The following is an 18,341-nucleotide window of genomic DNA, read 5'->3' as shown; positions in this document are numbered from 1 at the left end:
TGCAGTGTCTGGGCAGGTCCAGCTTATGAAGAGATAACGCAGACGCCAACGGCAAAAAGACATCACGATGCCCAACGAATAGCCATCTTAGCAGCCGATTTATGCAATCGCCGCCGTCACCGCCCACGGGTTTTCACTCGTTATCAGGCTGGCTAGAGTTTTCGTAGCGCGCCGGAGAACATCATTATTTTCCGCTGCCGATAGGCAGACGCGAACGGCATCCCGGGCGTTCTTTGGATCCAAGTTGAAGAACGCCGCCGGACTGACTCCCACGCCGCGTAGTTTGGCTTCCGCAGCAAAGACCTCGCTTGGCCACTCCTCCGGCATGTGCAGCCAAACGTGAAAGGCGTTTGCGTTAGATGAATAATCCAGGCCACGGAAAGCCTGCTCGGCGATGCGTTGCCGTTCCGAGTTTTTTTCTTGTTGCGCGCTCTCTAGATGCGCAATGAGACCGGAACGCACGAGCCGAGCCGCAATCTCGGCCTCGATGGGCGGCGCCATGAGTGTGGTCGCGCGCAGCGCAGTTCCAACTGCCCGACGCCACTGCTCGGGCACGCGCATGTAACCGAGGCGGAAGCCTGGGCCGCAGCTCTTGGAGAAACTGGTGATATAGATTGCTTGAGAGCTGAGCCGAACGGACAGCGGTTCACGTCGCGGCGACATGAGAAATCCATATACGTCATCCTCGACCACGGCGATTTTGTAACGTTCGCAGATTTTAGCGATCGCTTTTCGGCGCGCGGGTGGCATGATCGTAGTGGTCGGATTATGCAGGGTGGGTGCACAATAAAGCACCCTCGCGTGGCTCGAACGCACCTTTTCTTCGAGCGCGTCCGGTACCAATCCCTCGTCATCTATCGTTACGGGGATGACGTTGCGGCCAAGCATCCGCGCCGCGGTCCGAGCGCCGTAAAATGTTGTCGCTTCCATGAGGATACTATCCCCAGGCTCGGTCAAAGCCGCAAAGGCGATTGCAATTCCGTGCTGCGCACCGGCACAAACGACGACATCGTCGCCCCCGGCCTTCACGCCTAAAGTCTCTAGATAAGCGGCTCCAGCCGCGCGATGTGAGACGGTCCCAACGTCGCTTTGCCTGCCGAGAAGCGCTCCGTAATCGAGGTCGCGAGCGACTTCGTTCGCAAGCTCGCGCAAGTTTGGAAGGGGCGGAGCGCCAGCAGGGAAGTTGTGCGAGAGATCAATAAATGGCGCACGGTTTGTCGCCGCAAACGATGACGCAGGCGAATCGGGAAGGCTCGCGAGTACGAAGGTTCCCTGGCCAACGCGAGCTTCCGCGAGTCCGCGCCGCTGAATTTCCGCATACGCACGCGTTACGGTAGTCACGTCGAGTTCCAACTGGTCGGCGAGTGAACGATGTGTCGGCAATCGGGTGCCGTTGAGAAGCTCGCCGCCGTCGATCGCTCGCGTCACTGCGTCTGCGATTGCGAGATACCGCGGCCCTCTGATGCGCCTGACTTCCGAAATCCATTTCATGCAGCATCCACAATCTGATCGCTTTGATTGTATGGATTTTTGCGCGCCTATAAAGACACTTTGTCTGCATATATTGGGAGCACGTCGCCGAACAGTTGGGCAAATAGCTCCTTCGTACATTCGCACAAGCAGGACGACCAGGTGCCGATCCCACAGATTTACTCGAGGAAACCGAATGCTACATCGCGTGACGAATTAGCGAGCGGCGTGGCACATGCCTTGCAAAATTCCATGCAGACACTTCGGCTGTATGGATCAGTTCATGTCGGCAAAAATTGCGACTACGGGATTGAGCTTTTACATGGTCCCGAATGCCCCGGAGCCGGTTGCCACATTCTCGCACGCAGTTGAAGCCGGAAGTTTCGTGCACGTCACAGGGCAGATGCCGACATATCCCGGTGAACCCGAACGCCTCATCGCTAATGACATAAAAGAGCAGACGCATCGGGTGATGGCCAATCTGCATATCGTGCTCAAAGGGTTGGGCCTCGAGTGGTCGAATGTCGTGCGAGCCGGTGCCTACCTGACGAACTTCGAAGACGATTACGCCAGTTTCAACGAAATCTACTCGAGCTACTTCCCGGCGGACCGGTTGCCGGCACGGACATGCATCGGCGTAACTGCGCTCGCGCGTGGTGCGCGCGTGGAGGTCGATCTCGTGGCCTTCAGGCCCGCTGCGCGGTGAGGGGGCTGGACTGATGAACCAACCCGGCCTGACATTGCAAATACGCCGTAACATACCGACACGTCGCTATCGTGTGCTTGCCGTCGTCGGATTTGCGCTCTGCCTCGCCGTTTGGGGCTTGATCAGTGCCTCGGCGATCGTCGATCCGGTGTTCCTGCCGTCACCCGTCACGGTAGCACGCACGATGACGGAGATTTTTAGCGATCAAACGATCTGGTCGGATCTCTGGGTCAGCTTCGTAAGAGTGACGATCGGCTTTTTGCTCTCGGCCATAGTCGCTTTGCCGATGGGGATCCTGATAGGATCGTTTAAGCCAATTGAAGCCATTGCGCAGCCGGTCACCGAATTTGTTCGCTACGTTCCTGTCCCGGCGCTCATTCCAATTTTGATGGTGACGCTAGGCATTGGCGAAGAATCCAAATGGGCGCTGATTTTCATCGGCACTTACTTTCAACTCGTCCTTATGGTCGCTGACGAGGTTCGACGTGTCCCATACGAGCTGCTGCAAGTCGCTCAGACGCTCGGCGCGAAACGAGGGGAGATTATCAGTCGTGTTCTCTGGCGATCGGCAATGCCCGGAATTTTCGATGCGCTTCGTCTCTGCAACGGCTGGGCCTGGACCTATCTGATCGTCGCTGAACTCGTTGCAGCAAACGAGGGGCTGGGCTTTCGTATTCTGAAATTCTCGCGCTTTCTGCAGACACCGAAAATATGGGTGTATCTGATCCTGCTCGGCGCGATCGGCCTGCTTCTCGACTTACTGTTTCGCGCGCTCAACCGCCGTTTGTTCAAATGGGCGGAGAGCGGAAAATGAGACCGATCCTGGAGGTTCAGGACGTATCGAAAGTCTATCCCACCGATAACGGGAGCGTCGAAGCCCTACGTCCCACCTCGTTCAAAGTCGAGCGCGGAGAGTTCGTCACGCTTATCGGTCCATCCGGCTGCGGTAAGACGACGATGCTTTTTATGCTCGCAGGCCTGGAGGAACCGTCGGACGGTTACATGCTCGTCAATGGCCGACAAGCCATCGGGCCAGGCGCGGACCGCGGCATGGTTTTTCAGAACTACACTCTCTATCCGTGGCTGACCGTAGCGCAGAACGTGCTTTTCAGCGCGACATTAAAGACTTTCCGCCAGGACGGAGGGGACCTGAAAGCCGCCAAGGAACGATGCGACGCGCTTCTCTATCTGATGGGGCTCGAAGCGTTTGCAAAGGCCTATCCACGCGAGTTGTCCGGGGGGATGAAGCAGCGCGTCGCCATTGCGCGAGCGCTGCTTCCGCGCCCGGCGATCCTTCTGATGGATGAACCGTTCGGTGCTCTCGACGCGCAGACGCGCGAAGAAATTCAGCAGCTAACCGCGCTTTTGACGAGGCACGAAGGCACGACCGTTTTGATGGTCACTCACGATGTTGACGAAGCGCTTTTTCTATCGACGCGTACGCTCGTGTTCTCACCTCGTCCGGGCAGAATCGTTGAAGACATTTCGGTTCCGTTCGGTGAAGTCCGCACACTCGATTTAAAGCTGACCCCAGAATTCATATCACTTAAGCGGCGCATGCTTGGCCTTCTTAGGCGCGAATCAGATGCAAACCGCGAAGACTATTTGCAACGGCTGCTGCAGGTGCAGGAGCCAGAAATGTCTGATGTGAGCCACCGGCCTAAAGCGCGAAAGGAAAGTCAATGAAAGCTGCGTTCAGAGTATTGGCAGTCAGCCTCGCCTTTGGATTTTCGGCCTTAACGTGTTCCGCCGTCAACGCGGATGCGCTGAAACCTTATAAGGTCGGATATAACAGTTGGATCGGCTATATCTCGCTCTTCATTGCGAAGGAAAAGGGCTTCTTCAAGGACGAGGGCTTGGACCTTCAAATGCAATCGTTCAGCTCTCCGGGGGATGGACTGGCACCGCTGCTCGGAGGACAGCTTGACGCGCATTTTACGACGGCTGACAGTGTTATCACTGCGCTGGACAAAGCTCCTGGTCGCCTGGAGATCGTCTATATGACAGACACCTCCGCGGGCGCCGATGCGATCCTTGCGAAATCGGATATTGCGACACCTGCCGATCTCAAGGGAAAGACTGTGGCCGCGACCGCCGGACAGTGCAACGAACTGCTGCTGCGAAAGGCACTCGCGAAGTACGGCTTAGTACCGAGCGATATCAAGCTGACAAACATGAATCCGGACGATGCAGGCGCCGCCTTTGCCGCCGGCAAGCTCGACGCAGCGGTCACTTGGGAGCCTTGGATTACGAAGGTTCAGGGCGAGAAGAAGGGTCACGTTATCTTTTCATCCAAGGAAGCCCCTAACCTGATCCTCGACGTCGTTGCGATCAGCGACAAGACGGCGAAGGATAAGGCCGACGAGACCAAGGCGTTCCTTCGCGCGTTGAACAAAGCCAATGAACTGGCAATCGCCGATCCCAAGGCCGCTTCGGAAATCGCAGCGAAATCTCTCGAGCTTAAGCCCGAGGAGGTTCTGGATATGCTTCCTAAAGTGAAGCTCTACGGTGCCACCGATAATGTCGCTCAGATGAAGGGCCCGGCGATTGAGGTCGGAAAAGAGCTCGCAGCATTCTTCAAGGAAGTCAAAGTCAACGACGGCGTCGTTGATACCTCAAATATCTTCAACCCGTCCTTCATAGGCAAATGAGCTATGGAGCCACTCTATAGAGCCATGCCTGCCGGCAAAGTGGGGACGCAAAACACGGCTTTGCTGGTCATTGACATGGAGCGCGACTTCATCGACGCGGGCGCGGTTCAAGAGACACCGGGAGGGCGGGAGATTATCCCCGCCATCAATAGGCTCATAAACTGGGCCAGAAACCACGCGCTCCCCATCATTTTCACACACGAAATGCATCGGGCGGATCAAAGCGACTACGGGATCGAACTTGAGTTCGATCCCGTTCACTGCCTCGAGGGCACGCCTGGTTGCGAGTTGGCCGAGGGGCTGAATGCCCGTCCCGAAGATTGGCGCATTCGAAACAAGCGCCGTTATGATTGCTTCGTCGGGACCGACCTCGATATCCTCTTGCGCTCGCGCGGTATCAAAAACCTTGTCTGCTGCGGAGTGACGACGCACTGCTGTGTAATGAGTACGGTTTATTCGGCCCGCAACCTGGATTATCGCGTCATCGTTCCGACCGACGCCGTCGCCGCTGTTTCTCCCGCGCATCAAGCCGCCGCGCTACTCTGTATGAGCGACGTATTTGCCTATCTGTCATCGACAGCCGCAATTACGTCATGGCCAGTCGTCGCGTGCAGCTTCGACACTTCAACAGTTGGTCACCCTCAGCATGTCGTTGCCTGAGCCGTCGGTGGCGTGCCGGGAGACAGTCCGAAAGCTATACGCATCAGGCGAAAAGGGCTGTATTTCGGCTCCCCATCATGCAGCAGCGGAGGCTGGGCTCTCGATCCTTGCCGAAGGCGGTACCGCAATCGAGGCTATGATTGCGGCCGCGGCGACCATCGCCGTCGTCTACCCGCATATGAATGGTCTTGGTGGCGATGCGTTCTGGTTGATAAAGCGCAAGCACCAAGAGCCGATCGTCGTCTCGGGCTGCGGTCGCGCAGCCGAGCGGGCAACGGTGCGTTACTATCGCGATCGCGGTTACGATGCGCTTCCAACGCGAGGCTCTGACGCGGCACTCCTCATTCCAGGCGCGATATCGAGCTGGAAGCTCGCGCTAGACCTCGTTCCCGCCACGCGGCGCTTTGGATTGGAACGTCTGTTGCGAGATGCGATGGACAAAGCGATCAGCGGCTGCCCCGTTTCACGCAGCCTTGCCTCGACTCTCGAAATCTTCTCGCCCGAGCTCAGCACGATTGAAGGATTTGAGCAGGTATTCCTGCCCGATGGGCGAGTGCCGGGCGCAGGCGAGATTTATCGCCAACCGGCTCTTGGAGCGACTCTCGGTAAGCTCGCGGGTAACGGTCTCGATAGCTTCTATCGCGGCACGGTTTCGAAAATTCATGCGCAGTTCCTTGAAGAAGCGGGCACTCCGCTTCGGCTCGAAGACTTTCAATCTTACTCGGCTGAGTATTCGAAGCCGCTATCTCTGCCTGTTTCTGTGGGAACGCTCTTCAACACCCCGCCGCCGACGCAGGGTCTGGCATCTTTGCTCATCCTAGGAGTTTTCGACCAACTGGGCGTGAGCACGGCCGACGAAACTTCTTATATTCATCACCTCGTCGAAGCGACCAAGTGCGCATTCGCGGTTCGAAACGCCAAACTTGGCGACCCCGATTTCATGGATGCTAGGCCATCGGAGTGCCTAGCACCCGCGCTTATCTCCAAAGCCGCAGTATCGATTAATCCGGCGAAAGCGGTACCATGGCCTGGCCCATCGCAAGTCGGGGGCACAATATGGATGGGCGCTGCGGACAGCGAGGGCACCGTCGTGAGCTTCATACAAAGTTTGTTTTGGGAGTTTGGCTCAGGCTTGGCGTGCCCCGAAACAGGCATCGTCTTCGAGAATAGGGGTGCCGGATTTTCGCTTGCGAACGGACCTAATCAGTTAGCGCCGCGGAAACGGCCCTTTCACACGCTCAACCCCGCGATGGCGGAACTCCACGACGGTCGCGTCATGGCATACGGGACAATGGGCGGCGACGGGCAGCCGCAGACGCAAGCGGCGGTATTCACGCGTTACGTCCTATCGGGCCGCGGCCTCGCGGATGCGATTGCCGATCCGCGCTGGCTTCTTGGCAAAACGTGGGGCAACAGCAGCCTTTCGCTAAAGCTCGAAGGGCGTTTTTCTGAACAAACCGAGGAGCAGCTTGTCCGACTAGGGCACGATACCGAGCGCGTCTCCGATTACGCGGAGATGATGGGTCATGCCGGAGCGGTCGTTCTTCATCCATCGGGCCATCTCGAGGGCGCAAGCGATCCTCGCTCGGATGGTGCGGCCTTCGCGATATGACAGCGATCGGAGCAGCTCAAGGAAGCAATGCTTTGGCAAAAACATTCATCGAGGCCGATCCCTACCTCTGGCCCCACGACGGGCATTTGCAGCCGCAAACAACGGCGTTGCTCGTTATCGATATGCAGCGCGACTTCTGCGATCCGGATGGATATTTGGCTGCGTCGGGTTACGACATCCGCGCCACCCGCTCGATTGTCCCGAACGTCGCTTCAGTTTGCCAGACAGTCAGAGACTGGGGTGGTCTGGTTATCTACACGCGGGAGGGCCATCGACCTGACCTCAGCGATTTACCGCCGTTGAAGCGCTGGAGGTCAGAACGAGGCGGAGGGAAGATAGGAACGCCCGGGCCGCTGGGTCGTTTGCTAGTCAGAGGCGAGCATGGCTGGGACATCATTGACGAACTCAATCCGCAGCCAAGCGATGTCGTCGTCGACAAGCCCGGTTATAGTGCATTTTTCGCTACCGATCTCGAACGCATCCTCAGCACGCGTGGTATCCGCAATCTTATCCTGACCGGAGTAACGACCGACGTGTGCGTGCACTCAACTCTGCGCGACGCAGTCGAAAGAAATTACGAATGCTTGGTCATAGAGGACGCGTGTGCTGCAAGCATTCTTGACAACCATGCTTCTGCGTTAAGTACCATCGCAACCGAGGGCGGGATATTTGGTGCGGTGGCAAAATCCGACAGTCTTAGGCGGACGTTAGGAGCAGCCCTTCGTGCCTGAGAGCAACCCGTAACTGCGTTGGCTACGTCTGCTGCCCGCGCAACGCACGCGAGTGGGGCCGCCCAGCACGAGATTGAGCTTCTTTGACCAATGACGGCGAGAAGATGATCGGCCAATCGCCAGGGCTGGCACCTCGCAGAGTAGCAGCGAAAGGTAGCAGCGAGTGAAGAAAGCCCTTGTTTCTCAATGGCTTCTATAAAATCAATGGCTTAGCTTGAATTGGCGCCCCGTAGGGGACTCGAACCCCTGTTGCCCACGTGAGAGGCGGGTGTCCTAGGCCACTAGACGAACGGGGCCGGCGCAGTGCGACGTGTAGTCGACTGTCGGCAGCCGATCAAGCCCCGTCAGCGCGGCAATCACGCCAAACCGACGCATCCGTTCGGCAGGCTGCGAACCGATCTGAAGTGGGAACGGCAACTCATGCCCCCTCGATGTCCTTCGACAGTCTCATTGAGCAACCCCGGTTCAATTCCGCGGCAATGTCTCGGTCGGTTTCAATTCAATGACCCGTTGCCCGGTGTCCGTATCCAGAATTGTAATGCCGGGGCCCGATGGCCCGTCGTGTTGAATAGCAAGGCGGTTGCCTGACAGGGACATCGAAACGATCTTGGCGCCTTTGGGCAGTTCGAACGACACCGACGCATCTGTGCCAGGGACGGCTACGGACCGCGACACAGCCCCGCTTCCCGCCGGGCGCGTCGCTGTCGATATGATTTTGAAGGCGATGGCCGCTAATCCGGCAAAAATCATAAGCCCGAGAACGGCAATGACGATCTTCAGATTGCGTTGCAGCCGCTGTTCGCGCATCAAGTCGGCCGAAGGCGGCTCAGGATGGGTCATCTCTCAGGTTTTCTTTCTGGTAATCACGTGCCGATCGAGGAAAAAACAGCAAGCCACATCGACGTCGTCGCGGGGCCTGAAGATGCCGGCCAGCGTGTCGATCGATGGCTTGCAACGAAAATCGAAGGCGTCAGCCGCGCTCGCGTCCAAGCGCTCATTCGCGAAGGTCACGTCAGCGCGGGCGACACGATACGAGAGCCGCGCACGCCGGTCAAACCGGGCCTGACATACACGGTTAGCATTCCGCCTGCTGAAGAGTCTGGAGTTCAAGGCGAAGAGATCGCACTCGACATCGTGTACGAGGACGAGGACGTCATCGTGATCGATAAGCCGGCCGGCTTGGTCGTGCATCCGTCCGCCGGACACGACGCTGGGACCCTGGTGAATGCTTTGATTGCCCATTGCGGTGACAGCCTCTCGGGCATTGGCGGTGTCAAACGTCCGGGCATCGTTCACCGCCTCGACAAGGACACCTCTGGTCTTCTCGTCATCGCGAAGTCCGACGCGGCACATCAAGGGCTGGCGGAGCAGTTCAAAAGCCACGGCCGGGACGGCCGGCTGCATCGGAGCTATATTGCGTTCGTCTGGGGTCGACTTCCCAAACCGGCCGGAAGTATCGATGCGCGCCTAGAGCGAAGCCGTGCCAATCGCCTCAAAATCGCCGTCGCGCGGGGAGAAAATGGTCGCGAGGCAAAAACCCATTACGAGGTTCTTGACGTCTTTCCAGGCGAAACGCCGTCCGGCGATATTTCGCTGCTTCGGCTCGTTCTCGAAACCGGGCGTACGCATCAGATACGCGTGCATCTCGCGCATATCGGCCATCCAGTCGTGGGTGACCCCACGTACGGCGCCGGCTTTAAGACGAGACTTGCATCGGTTCGTGCGAATGCGAAAGACCAAGCAACCGCGTTGATGCGACAAGCGCTACATGCTGAGCGGCTTCAGTTCGAGCATCCGATTACCGGCAAAAAGCTGAATTTTTACAGCAAATTGCCATTGGACCTCGAACGTCTTGGAGAGGCCTTGCGGCCTATGCCATCAGTGCCGACGGATAAACGCCGCCGGCGGCGTTCGTAAAAGAGACAAGCTCCAAAACCTGGGGTTCGGTGACGGAGCATTCAAGTGGAAGTGACCGGAACCCCTGATGAAATTTTGGATTTTACTACTATGTAACACCCGACGTCGGGGGAGCGTATCGCTTCTCCGACACTGAGAAGGGAGCGCGGGGCCGAACCGGAAACGGGCGAAGGTTCTGCAGAGGGCAATGGCATCAGTAGCAAAAGGTCTTCCGTCCCTAGCCGGCGGTTCGCTCGGCCTGTCGCGGTATCTGGAAGAGATCCGCAAATTCCCGATGCTTGCGCCTGACGAGGAATTTATGCTCGCCAAGCGTTGGCAGGAACATCAGGACGCGGACGCCGCCGAAAAACTCGTGACGTCGCACCTCCGTCTCGTCGCGCGCATCGCGATGGGCTATCGCGGCTATGGCCTGCCGATCGGCGAAGTCATATCGGAAGGCAACGTCGGCCTGATGCAGGCCGTCAAACGCTTCGATCCAGACAAGGGCTTTCGCCTCGCTACATATGCGATGTGGTGGATCCGCGCGTCCATTCAAGAGTACATCCTGCGGTCGTGGAGCCTTGTGAAGATGGGCACCACCGCGGCGCAGAAGAAGCTCTTCTTCAACCTGCGGCGCGCCAAGAGCCAGCTGCAGGCGCTGGACGACGGCGATCTGAAGCCCGAACACGTCAAGACGATTGCGACGAAGCTGGGCGTTCCGGAAGAAGACGTCGTCAATATGAACCGGCGGCTTGGCGGTGACGCTTCGCTGAACGCGCCGATCCGTGCCGAAGCTGAATCCGGCGAATGGCAGGATTGGCTCGTCGACGATACGCCGACGCAGGAAGATCGCCTCGTCGAGGACGAAGAATTGCAACGGCGCAAGTCGTACCTGTCGTCCGCGATGTCGGTTCTGAACGATCGCGAGCGTCGCGTCTTCGAGGCGCGCCGGCTTGCCGAAGAGCCTGCAACGCTTGAAGAATTGTCGGAAGAGTTCGGCGTCAGCCGGGAACGCATCCGGCAGATCGAGGTCCGGGCCTTCGAGAAGGTCCAGAAGGCGGTGACGTCGACGGCTCGGCAGGCGGAAGCGCCTGCCGCCCTTGAGGCCCACCGCTAAAGGACAGTCTTGACGCCGCAACTCACGGCGCATACGCGATGTCCCAATGGGTATTCTGGCGGCGCTGAACGGCGCCGCCATTCTCTTATGGGGTTCGCCACGCCGATGCGGCGCCGATTTGCACTTGTTTTCAATGCGACTGCGGGCGTCGCCCTGCCGAGGCTGCTCGACGGGGTGTTGGGTGCATTGCGCGCAAGAAATGCGGACGTGTTTCAGGTCCCGGCGCGCAGTGCCGAAGAAGCGGCGGACCGCGTGCGGGAACTGGCCCAACGTCATGTCTGCGACGCCGTCATTGCGGCGGGCGGCGACGGGACGTTCCGCGCCGTGGCGACGGGCGCTGCCGGCACCCAGCTGCCGGTGGGCGTCATTCCGATCGGCACGGGTAACGTCCTCGCCAACGAAATCGGGCTGCGCAGGCGGGCAGGGGAGGTGGCCGATGTGCTGCTTTCGGATACTGCGGTTGACGTTCGCGGCGGCCTTGTGAATGGCGCGCCGTTTTTCTTGATGCTCGGCGCTGGATTTGATGCCCGTGTCGTCGCCAAGCTCAGCTATCGGACGAAACGGGCGTTCGGCCGCGGGGCGTATGTCTATCCGGTTTTGAAAACACTCGCTGAAGGTCCGCGACGCTTCGACGTCGAACTGGATGGCCGCAGGTTCGAGGCGAGCTGGACAATCCTGTCGTTCGCCAGCCGTTACGCCAGCGTGTTCGAGCTGGCGCCGGACGCCGGTCTCGGACGCGACAGGCTGATGGCGGTCGTGATGGAAGCAGGGACGCGTCTCGAAACGGCAGCCAACCTCATCTCGCTGGCGTTCGGATGGATTGCCCGGCCCGAAACGCGGCCGAAGGGTGTGCACGTTCTGCCGGTCAATACTGCCCGCATCGGCTACTTTACGACCACGCCCGTTGAGATCGACGGCGACGATGCGGGCGGATCGCCGGTCGAGGTCAACGCCGCGGGAAAGCCGGTGCGTCTCCTCGTCCCCAATCGCTATGTTGCTGATCTCACGAAACGTCACGCGAATCGCTTAGCCTATGAGTCGTGAAGCGTTGCGAGGTATGCGGCTAAAGCATGTCCTTACAACATTGTGCGAGCGTCAGAGCGAGAACTAGGGGTCCATGCCCTTCTCTTCTCTGAACCGGATCCAGACGGACCGGCAGATGGCTTCGAACGGCGCGTGGCAGCGATGGACAGGGCTGCCCGAGGGAGCGTCGTTCGTGTCCAGGCTCCACGACTTCACGTCTCTGTCCAACCCTCCCCGCCCCGTCGATACCGAACCCGGAACGTTAGCGCGCCGCTCAGTGAGCCCGAGTGCTGGACGAGCGCGTGCGTTGTCTCGGTATCGGAAAATCCGCTCTATCGAGCGGATGGGCGGTTACCTGGAAGATGGAGTGCCTCATGCAGAAGCGCTGTCACCGGCCAATCGAATTTCTCCGATCCAGCGAAGCGTACTCTTCGCGCGATATGTCGAGGAAACGTTGGCTTATTCTGCTCTGGCGTCAACACCATAAGCATCCTCCATGTAGGAGATAACTGATGCACTGCGGGAGGTCGGTGCGATGATCTCCTGCCACACAAGATACCAAGGCCGGCTTTGATGAGCCGGCCTTTTTTATTTGGCGCTTCGCGACGCCGGCCGGAAGCGCCGAAATATTCGCTGCATCGTCTGCGCCGGCGGCCGGCTCCCCGGAGGGAAGTCGCCGGCGCAATCAAAAAAGCCAACTACATAGGCAATCTGGCGATGTCGCGTGAGAAGTAGTTGTCGATAGCGGCGACGATCGAATGCGCGACTTTCTCGCGCCATTCGTCTGACTTGAGATTGCTCGCGTCTTTCGGATTGGTGACGTAGGCCAGCTCGATCAGCACGGACGGGAACTGGGCCGTCTTCAGAACGCGGAAAGCGGCTTGCTGCTCCGGCTCATCGCGAAGCGGCGTGCTTTCGCCCATGTTCTCGATCACCGACTTCGCGAACATGCCCGTGCGTTCGTGCGTCAGCTCGACGTCCCGATCGGCGAGATCCGCAAGAATGTCTCTCACGGCATTGACGTCGCCGTTGACGCTCTTGACGGTATCAATCTCGTCCGGCGACAGCACGTTGCGTGCGATTTCGCCTTTCGCGGACCGCTCGAGCTTTTTGGCGACACCGTCACGCAGCGAATAGATTGTTGCGCCGCGTGCACGCGAACCGCCGTCCGAATAATCGGCATGGATCGCGATAAAAAGGTTCGCCTTGTTTTTTTCGGCAAAGCGCGTCCGCTCGTCGAGCGGGATGAACGTGTCGTCGCTGCGCGTCATCAGCACTTTGTAGCGGCCGGTCTTCTCAAGCAGATCGCGCAACACCAATCCGAACGCCAGGACGACGTTCTTTTCGACGATGCCGCGCTTCTCCGCGCCCGAGTCATAGCCGCCGTGCCCCGGATCGAGCACGATGATCGGCTTGAAGGTCCGCGCTGCCCGTTCCTTGGGGCTTTCGGCGAGACGGGGAAGCGGCGGCTGGATGCTGAGAGGTGCAAGCCCCGTCCGTGTCGCCACGCCTTTGACGTCGCCTTTAAGCGCCGCGCTGGCCGGGAGGATCGCGAGGGAAATTCTATACTGTCCCTTGTCGTCTTTGGAGATCTCGGAATTCTCGACGACGACGGGCTGCGTGACCCCGATTACGACGCGCATTTTTCCTGCTGCTGCGAGACCGGCGCGCACGCTGCGGACGAGGCCGACGGGTGTCTTGCCGTTGAGTTCCGGCAGCCGGACGTTGACCTCCGGCAACTCGATCACGACCCGGTTCGGGTTCGAAAGCGAGAAGATCTGGTATTTGACTTTGCTGTCGAGGCCGATGACGAAGCGTGTGCCGGTGATGCGATGTGCGGCAACGGGCACCGGTGCGGGCACGGCCGTCGCCGCCGTTGCTGCGACCTGCAACTCATCGGCGTAGGCGGTGCACATCGCAGCGGCGGCAATGACTGCCGCGAAGACGCCGCTCAATGCGCGTCGAGCCAAACTACGCATTCGTTCCGTTTCCCCCAAGGCGCGCCCACCCAGCCCGTGCGCCACAGATACGATCTGTATGCCTACGGAAGATGGCGTTTTGGCGGTCAAAGTGGCACAAGGATTAAGGTTATCCGGCTCAGCCGGTTAAGCGGCCGTTAACTGCCTCGCTAAAATGCCAGCTATCGAAGCCTCGAAAATCTATTTGCTCCTTAGAGCCCACGCCGCGGCGGCATCCTCATCGCTTTCTCGGGCATCGACCCACTGCGCGCTGCCGTCGCCGAGCGTTTCCTTTTTCCAGAAGGGCGCGCGGGTCTTGAGGTAATCCATCAGATACTCGGCGCCCGCGAACGCATCCTGCCGGTGCGGCGCGCAAGCGATAACGAGCACGATGTTATCGCCGGGCTTGAGTTCGCCGACCCGATGCATGATCAGCGACGCCGAAAGCTTGAAGCGCGCGCAAGCTTCCGTCTCGATGCGTGCGAGTTCCGCTTCCGTCATGCCCGGATAGTGTTCGAGCGTCATCGAGACGAGTGGCTGGCCTTTGACGTCGCCGCGAACCTTGCCGACGAAGAGCGCCACGCCGCCAATGCCCGTGTCGCCGTCCGAGAGTTTCGCCATCTCCTCGGAAATATCGAAATCGTCGGTGGAGACCCGAACGGCCACGGTATCAACCTCCCGTAACGGGCGGAAAGAAGGCGATCTCGCGAGCATTGCCGATAGCTGCCGTTGGCTTCACGTGAGCATGGTCGATGGCGACACGGATTGCCTCGGGTTTGGCAAACGCCTGATCGAACGGTTGCCCGCGGTGCGCCTGCCAGAGTAGCAGATCGCGGACCGTCACGATATTGGCCGGCAGCCTCAGGCGCTCTTCGCTGACGCCCGCGCGCTCGCGCAGCCACGCGAAATAGCGAAGCGTCACTTCGGGGGCTGATTGTCTGTCGGTCATGTCAGGGCTCAGCGATAGATCGCGTGGCGGATACCGGCCTTCAGATAGTCATAGCCGGTGAGAAGCGTAAGGAGCGCCGCTACCCATAGCAGCACCATTCCGGCCAGCGTCGTGCCCGGGAGTAGCTTCTCAGCGGCCGGCCCGGCCAGCAGGATCGCAAGCGCCACGAACTGGACCGCCGTTTTCCATTTGGCAAGCTGCGTCACATGCACCTTGACGTTCAGCTCCGCCAGGAACTCGCGTAGGCCCGACACGAGGATCTCGCGCGACAGGATCGTCAGAGCCGCCCAGATCGACCAGCTCCCAATGGTGTCCGTATATACCAGCATCAGGAGCGTCGCCCCGACCAGCAGCTTGTCGGCGATTGGGTCCAGCATTCTGCCGAGATTGGACTGCTGCTCCCAGATCCGGGCCAGATAGCCGTCGAGCCAGTCTGTTACGCATGCGGCAACGAAAATCGCGAACGCCAGCCAGCGCGCAATTTCGCCCGTCCCGAAGAACAGCACGCCCGCAAGCACGGGCACGGCCGCAATCCGTCCGTAAGTTAGGATATTGGGCAGGCTCATTGACAGCGAGCGGTGCGCGACGTGATCCATGGTTTTGGGTAGCCGCAGCACCGCCGGGCCGTCAATCCCCAGTGAGCAAAGTGCGCGCCGATGGTGAACGGCTCAGGGCAGAAAGCCGCAGGAATTCGTCATGACGCCGCGGCCGAAGCCGGAACCGGGGGAGGCGCAGGATCGGGTGGCGGTGGGGGGGACACGGCAGCCGGCGGCGCGAAAGCCTGCCGACTGACAATGCCGACCTTGCGGAACGCCTCGTAGACTGCAATCCGAAGATCCGATTGGACCTTCAGCGAATGCGTGATGTCGGGGAGCATGATCCGCAGCGTATATTCGGTCGTCGTCGGCGTGTAGCCGTCAAACGTCGCCAGCGGGGCCGGTTCCCGCAGGATCGTGGGATGCCGCGCAGCGCATTCGTTGAGGATCGGCAGGACCAGCCGGGGATCGATCTCGGCGCCAGCGGAAAATTTCAGCACCACCCGGCCGAGTGCGCTGCGGTGCGTCCAGTTCAAGACGCGGCCGGTAATGAGTTCGGAGTTCGGTACGATGAGACTTGCCCGGTCAAACGTTTCGATCTCGGTCGAACGGACCGAAATGCTTCTCACCGTCCCCTGTTCGCTGCCGACGACGATCCAGTCGCCGACTTTGATCGGCCGCTCGATCAGGAGAATAAGGCCCGAGACAAAGTTATTGACGATCGACTGCAAGCCGAAACCGATACCGACCGACAACGCACCGGCAACGATCGCGAGGTTCGTGATGTTGAACCCGGCGTAAGAGATCGCCATGACGGCGGCAAGACCAGTACCGGCGTAGCCGACGGCGGTATCGATCGAGTTTGCGATACCGGGATCCATTTTCGGCGCGATGAGGATGTTATCGCGCAACCGCCGCTGGATCATTCGTGTGACGAGGACGACCGCGATGAACAGAGCGATGCCAATCAGGATTCGCACGATAGAGATGCGGATCGAGCCGACTTCGAAACCGAAGAACGCCCGTTGCATCCAATCGCGGATATCGGGAGCTGAGAAGCCCCACTGCAGCAGGAGCACCGGCACTGTGATCAGAGCTACGCCCAAGGTCAGCGCAGTTTCTGTCAGCCAGCCGAGCTGCTTGCGGCGGACGTCATCGAAGCCCATCCGAGCTTCAAGCAGTTCGCTGATATGTCCTCGCGACGTTGTGCTGCCGCGCGTAAAGGCGCGGATTGCGAGGATCAGAAGCATCGCTACAAGTCCGACGACACCGGTCATGACCAATTGCTGCGCCAGGAACCGGCCGAGCGCGATGTAGCCCGTGAGGCAAAGGCCGATGATGGACAACGCGGCGACCCATAGCGGCAGTTTGAGCCACAGCGGCTCACTGCGCGTAACCGGACGCGTGCGCGTCATCTGGTTGGACTCGAAAGGCGTCAGCAGGAGGCCGATCAGTACAAGTGCGAATGCAATGCTCGTGAACAGCGACTGCGCGACACTCATCGAAAGCGGCAAATACAGAACCTGTGCGAACTTCGACAGGAAGAGATCGATCGAATAGATCAGCGCCAGTATGACGAGAAGCCGCGAGATGCGCCGAGCGCTGCGATCGGAAAGATGCATCAACCGCCGCTCATGACTGCGCGGCGCAAAGACTGTAATGACCAGCGCGGACACCGCCACGAATACCAGCGATGCTTCAAGAAGGGCCACACCCACCGGAGCGGCGGTCGGATAATAGAGCAGTCCAAGATATTCGAGACCGCCATAGGCTAGGAAGGCTGCCGCAACACCGGGAATCGCCCGTACCGGCGCGATCCATGCGGCGGAAGCTGCCCGCTGGAAGAACGTCGGCGGGGTCGCATTCGGAGGAGCCCGATAGCGCGTGATCGAAACGACCACGGTCTTGAGCAGCAGATAGAGACCGATGACTGCGATGAGCAGAATCAGGGCACTCGTCTTCTGTCCGTTAACAGCGTTCCACCAGTCCCGCGCGTTATAATCAAGGCGCCACTGAATGGCCTCTCTGTGCCTGTGGAAGTCGTTCCAGAACGCGGGAAAGACCGGACTCGTCATCTGCTCAGTGAGGCTGCGCACGAACATTTTGAGGCGCAGCTCAGTGATTTTGTCGATCGCCTGGCGGGCGCGCCACCAAGTATTTTCGAGCGTCTTAATGGCTCCCGAGACGTCCGCCTCACGCGCGTCGAGCCTCGACCGTTCCGCTGCCACGGCTGGCGTTTCCGACGGTTGATCTTTCGCGGGCGGTGGACCAAGCCGCTTGATCTGCGTTTGAATGTCGGAAAGACGCGGACGCAATGAATCTGCCGTTTCCGTCGTCTTTGAAATGACCGCGTCGAGCTTGTCGCGCAATTGCCCGAGGTCGTTGTCGGCGTTCGAGATACTCGAAAGCGATTTCTCCGCGCCGTCCATCTGGCCGACGAGATTGGTGATCTCGGCGTTGACCTCCTGAGAAACCGCGGGCGGCGGCGGAGGCGCAGCCGGTGCTGCCGGAGCGGGTGCTACGGCCTGAGCGGGTGCCGTAGCGGGAGCAGGCGCTGCCGGAGCCCCAGCCGCTGGAGCTGTTGCTGTGGGAGCCGCCGCAGCGGGGGCCGCTGCTGCCGGAACCGCTGCCGCAGGCGCCGCTGCCGCAGGCGCCGCTGCCGCAGGCGCCGCTGGGGCTGCGGTCGCCGCAGGAGCGGCTGCAGCGGGTGTTTGCGCCGCGGCAGGAGGAGGTGCTGCGGCGGGTGCCGCAGGCGCTGGCTGGGCCGCTGGAGCCGCCGCGGCTGGCTGTTGAGCCGGCGTGATGGTTTGAGCAGGCACCGCCGATTGTGCAGGCTGTGCAGCAGAATGCGCCGGAGCGACGGGCTGTGCCTGCGTCGTGGCCTGCGCCTGCGGCTGAGCCGGGGCTTCCTTCGTTTCCTTGACGGGATCGGCAACTGGTGCCCAGCCGTTCGTGGTGGCGTCCTGGGCATCGGCCCGCGGTACCGCAAAGAGAATGGCTAAGGTGGCGATCGCAAGTGCACGTCTGAGCAT

The 18,341-nt window shown here is 59.9% G+C and carries 17 protein-coding genes and 1 tRNA gene; 10 read left to right on the top strand and 8 right to left on the bottom strand.

Annotated elements, in window-relative coordinates; genetic code table 11:
• Positions 1-99 precede the first annotated feature (99 nt).
• Complete coding sequence (locus ACLB1Z_RS15795; RefSeq protein ID WP_409560686.1) at positions 100-1,491, bottom strand: PLP-dependent aminotransferase family protein; 1,392 nt, start codon at positions 1,489-1,491, stop codon at positions 100-102.
• Between the two features lie 289 nt (positions 1,492-1,780).
• Between ACLB1Z_RS15795 and ACLB1Z_RS15790 the strand changes: the two genes are divergently transcribed.
• From ACLB1Z_RS15790 to ACLB1Z_RS15760, 7 genes are read left to right on the top strand one after another with little or no spacing between them, the layout of a single operon-like run.
• Positions 1,781-2,176 carry a RidA family protein gene (locus tag ACLB1Z_RS15790; RefSeq protein ID WP_409563288.1) on the top strand — a complete coding sequence of 132 codons (396 nt, stop codon included), beginning with the start codon at positions 1,781-1,783 and terminating at the stop codon, positions 2,174-2,176.
• A gap of 13 nt (positions 2,177-2,189) precedes the next feature.
• Entirely contained in the window at positions 2,190-2,990 is an 801-nt protein-coding gene (locus ACLB1Z_RS15785) for an ABC transporter permease (protein ID WP_409560685.1), read from the top strand.
• Complete coding sequence (locus ACLB1Z_RS15780; RefSeq protein WP_409560684.1) at positions 2,987-3,862, top strand: ABC transporter ATP-binding protein; 876 nt, start codon at positions 2,987-2,989, stop codon at positions 3,860-3,862. The genes ACLB1Z_RS15785 and ACLB1Z_RS15780 overlap by 4 nt, the downstream gene beginning before the upstream one ends.
• On the top strand, positions 3,859-4,827 hold the full coding sequence (locus ACLB1Z_RS15775) for an aliphatic sulfonate ABC transporter substrate-binding protein (protein ID WP_409560683.1): 969 nt from the start codon (positions 3,859-3,861) through the stop codon (positions 4,825-4,827). Before ACLB1Z_RS15780 ends, ACLB1Z_RS15775 begins: the two co-directional genes overlap by 4 nt.
• 24 nt (positions 4,828-4,851) lie before the next feature.
• Positions 4,852-5,487 carry a cysteine hydrolase family protein gene (locus ACLB1Z_RS15770; protein WP_409560682.1) on the top strand — a complete coding sequence of 212 codons (636 nt, stop codon included), beginning with the start codon at positions 4,852-4,854 and terminating at the stop codon, positions 5,485-5,487.
• Positions 5,474-7,099: a gamma-glutamyltransferase family protein gene (locus ACLB1Z_RS15765; RefSeq protein WP_409560681.1), complete on the top strand. Its 1,626-nt coding sequence runs from the start codon at positions 5,474-5,476 to the stop codon at positions 7,097-7,099. The genes ACLB1Z_RS15770 and ACLB1Z_RS15765 overlap by 14 nt, the downstream gene beginning before the upstream one ends.
• Positions 7,096-7,830: a cysteine hydrolase family protein gene (locus ACLB1Z_RS15760; protein WP_409560680.1), complete on the top strand. Its 735-nt coding sequence runs from the start codon at positions 7,096-7,098 to the stop codon at positions 7,828-7,830. The genes ACLB1Z_RS15765 and ACLB1Z_RS15760 overlap by 4 nt, the downstream gene beginning before the upstream one ends.
• 220 nt (positions 7,831-8,050) lie before the next feature.
• Here the strand turns inward: ACLB1Z_RS15760 and ACLB1Z_RS15755 are convergent.
• Together ACLB1Z_RS15755 and ACLB1Z_RS15750 are read right to left on the bottom strand one after the other, a co-directional pair.
• A tRNA-Glu gene (locus ACLB1Z_RS15755) sits at positions 8,051-8,126 on the bottom strand.
• Between the two features lie 169 nt (positions 8,127-8,295).
• Positions 8,296-8,670 carry a hypothetical protein gene (locus ACLB1Z_RS15750; protein WP_409560679.1) on the bottom strand — a complete coding sequence of 125 codons (375 nt, stop codon included), beginning with the start codon at positions 8,668-8,670 and terminating at the stop codon, positions 8,296-8,298.
• On the opposite strand from ACLB1Z_RS15750, the gene ACLB1Z_RS15745 reads away from it, so the two are divergent.
• From ACLB1Z_RS15745 to ACLB1Z_RS15735, 3 genes are all read left to right on the top strand, one after another.
• Positions 8,662-9,747, top strand: coding sequence for an RluA family pseudouridine synthase (locus tag ACLB1Z_RS15745; RefSeq protein ID WP_409560678.1), 1,086 nt, complete (start codon positions 8,662-8,664; stop codon positions 9,745-9,747). The genes ACLB1Z_RS15750 and ACLB1Z_RS15745 overlap by 9 nt on opposite strands.
• Positions 9,748-9,934: 187 nt before the next feature.
• Entirely contained in the window at positions 9,935-10,843 is a 909-nt protein-coding gene (gene rpoH, locus ACLB1Z_RS15740) for an RNA polymerase sigma factor RpoH (RefSeq protein ID WP_013948612.1), read from the top strand.
• Positions 10,844-10,948: 105 nt separating this feature from the next.
• The gene (locus tag ACLB1Z_RS15735) at positions 10,949-11,887 is read left to right on the top strand and encodes a diacylglycerol/lipid kinase family protein (RefSeq protein ID WP_409560677.1); all 939 of its coding nucleotides are present in this window, start codon (positions 10,949-10,951) and stop codon (positions 11,885-11,887) included.
• A 677-nt stretch (positions 11,888-12,564) separates the two neighbouring features.
• Here the strand turns inward: ACLB1Z_RS15735 and ACLB1Z_RS15730 are convergent.
• The 5 genes from ACLB1Z_RS15730 to ACLB1Z_RS15710 all read right to left on the bottom strand — a co-directional run bounded on the left by ACLB1Z_RS15730 (position 12,565) and on the right by ACLB1Z_RS15710 (position 18,341).
• Positions 12,565-13,845 carry an N-acetylmuramoyl-L-alanine amidase gene (locus tag ACLB1Z_RS15730; protein WP_409560676.1) on the bottom strand — a complete coding sequence of 427 codons (1,281 nt, stop codon included), beginning with the start codon at positions 13,843-13,845 and terminating at the stop codon, positions 12,565-12,567.
• A 180-nt stretch (positions 13,846-14,025) separates the two neighbouring features.
• Positions 14,026-14,490: a molybdenum cofactor biosynthesis protein MoaE gene (locus ACLB1Z_RS15725; protein WP_409560675.1), complete on the bottom strand. Its 465-nt coding sequence runs from the start codon at positions 14,488-14,490 to the stop codon at positions 14,026-14,028.
• Positions 14,491-14,494: 4 nt separating this feature from the next.
• Positions 14,495-14,773 (bottom strand): molybdopterin converting factor subunit 1, encoded by a 279-nt coding sequence (gene moaD / locus ACLB1Z_RS15720; RefSeq protein WP_409560674.1) that lies wholly within the window; start codon positions 14,771-14,773, stop codon positions 14,495-14,497.
• A gap of 8 nt (positions 14,774-14,781) precedes the next feature.
• Positions 14,782-15,369, bottom strand: a complete 588-nt coding sequence (pgsA, locus tag ACLB1Z_RS15715; RefSeq protein WP_024276208.1) for a CDP-diacylglycerol--glycerol-3-phosphate 3-phosphatidyltransferase — start codon at positions 15,367-15,369, stop codon at positions 14,782-14,784.
• 98 nt (positions 15,370-15,467) lie between these two features.
• Positions 15,468-18,341 (bottom strand): mechanosensitive ion channel domain-containing protein, encoded by a 2,874-nt coding sequence (locus ACLB1Z_RS15710; protein ID WP_409560673.1) that lies wholly within the window; start codon positions 18,339-18,341, stop codon positions 15,468-15,470.

Origin of the sequence: Hyphomicrobium sp. MC8b (genome assembly GCF_905067615.1) — a bacterium.
GTDB lineage: Bacteria > Pseudomonadota > Alphaproteobacteria > Rhizobiales > Hyphomicrobiaceae > Hyphomicrobium_B.
This window is presented reverse-complemented; position numbering and strand designations above follow the sequence as displayed.

Coding starts and splice junctions, on each gene's coding strand:
- ACLB1Z_RS15795 (WP_409560686.1), bottom strand. CDS start 1,491: ATGAAATGGATTTCGGAAGTCAGGCGCATCAGAGGGCCGCGGTATCTC.
- ACLB1Z_RS15785 (WP_409560685.1), top strand. CDS start 2,190: ATGAACCAACCCGGCCTGACATTGCAAATACGCCGTAACATACCGACA.
- ACLB1Z_RS15780 (WP_409560684.1), top strand. CDS start 2,987: ATGAGACCGATCCTGGAGGTTCAGGACGTATCGAAAGTCTATCCCACC.
- ACLB1Z_RS15775 (WP_409560683.1), top strand. CDS start 3,859: ATGAAAGCTGCGTTCAGAGTATTGGCAGTCAGCCTCGCCTTTGGATTT.
- ACLB1Z_RS15770 (WP_409560682.1), top strand. CDS start 4,852: ATGCCTGCCGGCAAAGTGGGGACGCAAAACACGGCTTTGCTGGTCATT.
- ACLB1Z_RS15765 (WP_409560681.1), top strand. CDS start 5,474: ATGTCGTTGCCTGAGCCGTCGGTGGCGTGCCGGGAGACAGTCCGAAAG.
- ACLB1Z_RS15760 (WP_409560680.1), top strand. CDS start 7,096: ATGACAGCGATCGGAGCAGCTCAAGGAAGCAATGCTTTGGCAAAAACA.
- ACLB1Z_RS15745 (WP_409560678.1), top strand. CDS start 8,662: ATGGGTCATCTCTCAGGTTTTCTTTCTGGTAATCACGTGCCGATCGAG.
- ACLB1Z_RS15750 (WP_409560679.1), bottom strand. CDS start 8,670: ATGACCCATCCTGAGCCGCCTTCGGCCGACTTGATGCGCGAACAGCGG.
- rpoH (WP_013948612.1), top strand. CDS start 9,935: ATGGCATCAGTAGCAAAAGGTCTTCCGTCCCTAGCCGGCGGTTCGCTC.
- ACLB1Z_RS15735 (WP_409560677.1), top strand. CDS start 10,949: ATGCGGCGCCGATTTGCACTTGTTTTCAATGCGACTGCGGGCGTCGCC.
- ACLB1Z_RS15730 (WP_409560676.1), bottom strand. CDS start 13,845: ATGCGTAGTTTGGCTCGACGCGCATTGAGCGGCGTCTTCGCGGCAGTC.
- moaD (WP_409560674.1), bottom strand. CDS start 14,773: ATGACCGACAGACAATCAGCCCCCGAAGTGACGCTTCGCTATTTCGCG.
- pgsA (WP_024276208.1), bottom strand. CDS start 15,369: ATGGATCACGTCGCGCACCGCTCGCTGTCAATGAGCCTGCCCAATATC.
- ACLB1Z_RS15710 (WP_409560673.1), bottom strand. CDS start 18,341: ATGCTCAGACGTGCACTTGCGATCGCCACCTTAGCCATTCTCTTTGCG.